The sequence below is a fragment of the Lentzea sp. NPDC060358 genome (assembly GCF_042725365.1).
Taxonomy (GTDB): Bacteria; Actinomycetota; Actinomycetes; order Mycobacteriales; family Pseudonocardiaceae; genus Lentzea.
This window is the reverse complement of sequence record NZ_JBHXCW010000436.1, coordinates 1-2,677: the sequence shown is the minus strand read 5'-3', so window position 1 is coordinate 2,677 and position 2,677 is coordinate 1. Positions and strand designations below refer to the sequence as shown.

The window sequence follows — 2,677 nt, the reverse complement described above, 5'->3', positions numbered from 1 at the left end:
CGTCCGGGCCGACGTTTGTTCGGGGCCTGTTCACCTGGTTCATCCGAGCGTCACCGAAGCACACGGCTGTAAGTCATCCCCATTGGGGACAAGTCCTGTGGACAACTTTGCACCAAAATGCACAAGCGACGGTTTCCCCTCATGAGGACCCGTTCAGTCGTCCACATTTCATGCGGCACACTCGACGGTGTGACTCGCACCTGGTCCACTCCCACCCGGATCGTCGCCGTCGCGTGGGTTGCCGCGCTCGCCCTCGCCGTCGCCACGGTCCTCGCCGACGACAACGCGGGTCGTCTCCTCATCGGCCTGGCAACGCTGCTGGTCGCCTACCTCGCGGCGTTCGCGACGATCGCGCGGCCGAGGCTCACCGCGGACGTGGACGGGCTCGCCGTGCGCGGTTTCGCGAGCACGACGCTGCTGCCGTGGCACGAGGTGAAGGTGAAGCTGCAGACCACGCGCCGGCTCGGCCGGGAACAGCAGACGTTGGAACTCGACGCCGACGACCGTCTCGTGGTGCTCACGAAACTGGACCTCGGCGCCGATCCGGAAGAAGTCGCCGGCGTGCTGCACGCATTGCGCCCCTAATTGGGACGGCAGGTGCGCGCGATCTCCAGGATGACTTCCGCTGCCGTGTCGAGTTCGCTCGCGCGCAGCAGGAACATGCCTGCGAGCAAGACGGCGACGGCCACCACCGCGCCGATCTGGTAGGCGTTGCGGTTGGCCTGCGGCGCCTTGACCATCGCGAGCGTGAGCAGGCCGCCGACGACGAACCCGCCGAGGTGCCCGAGCAGCGAGGCGTTGGTGAAGAAGTTGGACACCAGGTTGATGCCGACGACCACGACGATCGTCGAGATGTCCCGCTTCTGCCGCTTGAACACGATCAGCACCGCGCCCATGAGGCCGAACACCGCTCCGGACGCGCCGGCGAGCTGCTGGCAGACCGTGCCGAAGTAGAACGCCGCCGCGCTGCCGCCGAGCAGCGACAGGAAGTACACGGCCGTGTACCGCAGCCTGCCGAGCTCCTGCTCCACCACCGGGCCGACCACCCACAGCGCGGCCATGTTGAACGCGAGGTGGATGAGGCCGAAGTGCATGAAGCCCGAGGTGACGACCCGCCACCACTCGCCGCTCGCGGTGAGCTCCGGGATGAGCGACGTCTCCTGGAAGAGACCCGCCCTGGAGTTGTTCATCGGGCTGCCGGACTGGACGACCGTGACCACGTACGCGAGCACGTTGAGCGCGATCATCACGTACGTGACGATCGGCCGGCCGTCCGAGACCTGCGCGCCCGCGAGCGTGCGGGGACGGCGGACCGTGCGGTTGCCCTCGTTCACGCAGTCGACGCATTGCATGCCGACCGAGGCGTCGCGCAGACAGTCCGGGCACGCCGGACGGTCGCACCGGGTGCAGCGCAGCCGGGTGGGCCGATCGGAATGACGTGCGCAGACCGGGGTCTCCGGCTGCGCTCCGACCGGCCCGTCCGGTGGCACGAGGGCGTCGCTCACGCGCGTTCGATCGTGATCCGCTCGATCTTGATGTCGTTCACGGGACGGTCGCCCGCACCGGTCGTGGTGTTGCCGATCGCGTCGACTACGTCGCGCGAGGCCTGGTCCTCGACCTCACCGAAGATCGTGTGCTTGAAGTTGAGCCACGTCGTCGGCGCCACGGTGATGAAGAACTGCGAGCCGTTGGTGTTGGGCCCGGCGTTCGCCATCGCGAGGATGTACGGACGGTTGAACTGGAGCTCGGAGTTGAACTCGTCGGCGAAGCGGTAGCCGGGGCCGCCGCGGCCGGTGCCGGTCGGGTCACCGGTCTGGAGCATGAAGCCGGCGATGACGCGGTGGAACAGGGTGCCGTCGTAGAACGGACCCGTCTTCCCGCCGCTCGCGTTGGCCTCGGTGTACTCGCGGGTGCCCTCGGCGAGCCCGACGAAGTTCGCCACCGTCTTGGGGGCGTGGTCGGGGAACAGGGTGATGCGGATGTCGCCCTGCGTGGTGTGCAGGGTCGCCGTCACCTTGGTCCCGACGAAGGATTCGTTGCTGTCAGCCACCACACCATCGTGCCATCACAGGCGGAGATGTTCAGGAAGGGGCACGATGGGGTACCTCAGGCTCACAAGCTGACGACAAAAGTGTGGAGCGCAGAATGGACGAGGTGGACGTCATGACCCGTGCCGGCGAGTCCGTTGGCAAGGCTGTCGGCACGGGTCTGAAGGCCGCGCGCCAGGGTGTCGTCCGTGCTGGTCACGTCGCCGAGGCGAAGCTCGCCGACCGCGGCATCACGGCTGACCAGGTTCGCGGCGCCCTCGTCGATCAGGCCGACACGCTCATGAGCAAGGCGGAGGACTGGGAGAAGCAGACACGCCGCTCCCGCAAGCGCCTCGCGAAGAAGAGCGCGAAGACGCGCGCCGACCTCATGGGCAAGGCCGAAGTGGTGCGCAAGGAAGTGAAGAAGGCGGCGAAGACCGCGCGCAAGGACGCGAAGGTCCGCGCGAAGGAGATCCGCAAGGCCGCGGCTCAGCTCAGCGGCGACGCCCCGAAGCGGCGCAGGTGGCCGTGGGTGCTGGGGCTCCTGATCGCGGCGGCCGCCGCCGGCTACGTCGCGATGACGCGTCGTCCGGAGGAGGTCCACCTGCACGAGGAGGAGCAGGCTCCGTTGCCGGAGCCCGTTCTGAACC

Annotated in this window: 4 protein-coding genes; 2 read left to right on the top strand and 2 right to left on the bottom strand. The window is 68.0% G+C overall.

What is annotated here, in order from left to right:
• Nucleotides 1–189 precede the first annotated feature (189 nt).
• On the top strand, nucleotides 190–585 hold the full coding sequence (locus ACFWGZ_RS40600; protein ID WP_382456905.1) for a PH domain-containing protein: 396 nt from the start codon (nucleotides 190–192) through the stop codon (nucleotides 583–585).
• Here the strand turns inward: ACFWGZ_RS40600 and ACFWGZ_RS40595 are convergent.
• Nucleotides 582–1,505 (bottom strand): rhomboid family intramembrane serine protease, encoded by a 924-nt coding sequence (locus ACFWGZ_RS40595; RefSeq protein WP_382456904.1) that lies wholly within the window; start codon nucleotides 1,503–1,505, stop codon nucleotides 582–584. The genes ACFWGZ_RS40600 and ACFWGZ_RS40595 overlap by 4 nt on opposite strands.
• Nucleotides 1,502–2,050 carry a peptidylprolyl isomerase gene (locus ACFWGZ_RS40590; protein ID WP_382456903.1) on the bottom strand — a complete coding sequence of 183 codons (549 nt, stop codon included), beginning with the start codon at nucleotides 2,048–2,050 and terminating at the stop codon, nucleotides 1,502–1,504. The genes ACFWGZ_RS40595 and ACFWGZ_RS40590 overlap by 4 nt, the downstream gene beginning before the upstream one ends.
• 95 nt (nucleotides 2,051–2,145) lie before the next feature.
• Between ACFWGZ_RS40590 and ACFWGZ_RS40585 the strand changes: the two genes are divergently transcribed.
• A partial coding sequence (locus ACFWGZ_RS40585) for a hypothetical protein (protein WP_382456902.1) occupies nucleotides 2,146–2,677 on the top strand: 532 nt, incomplete at its 3' end.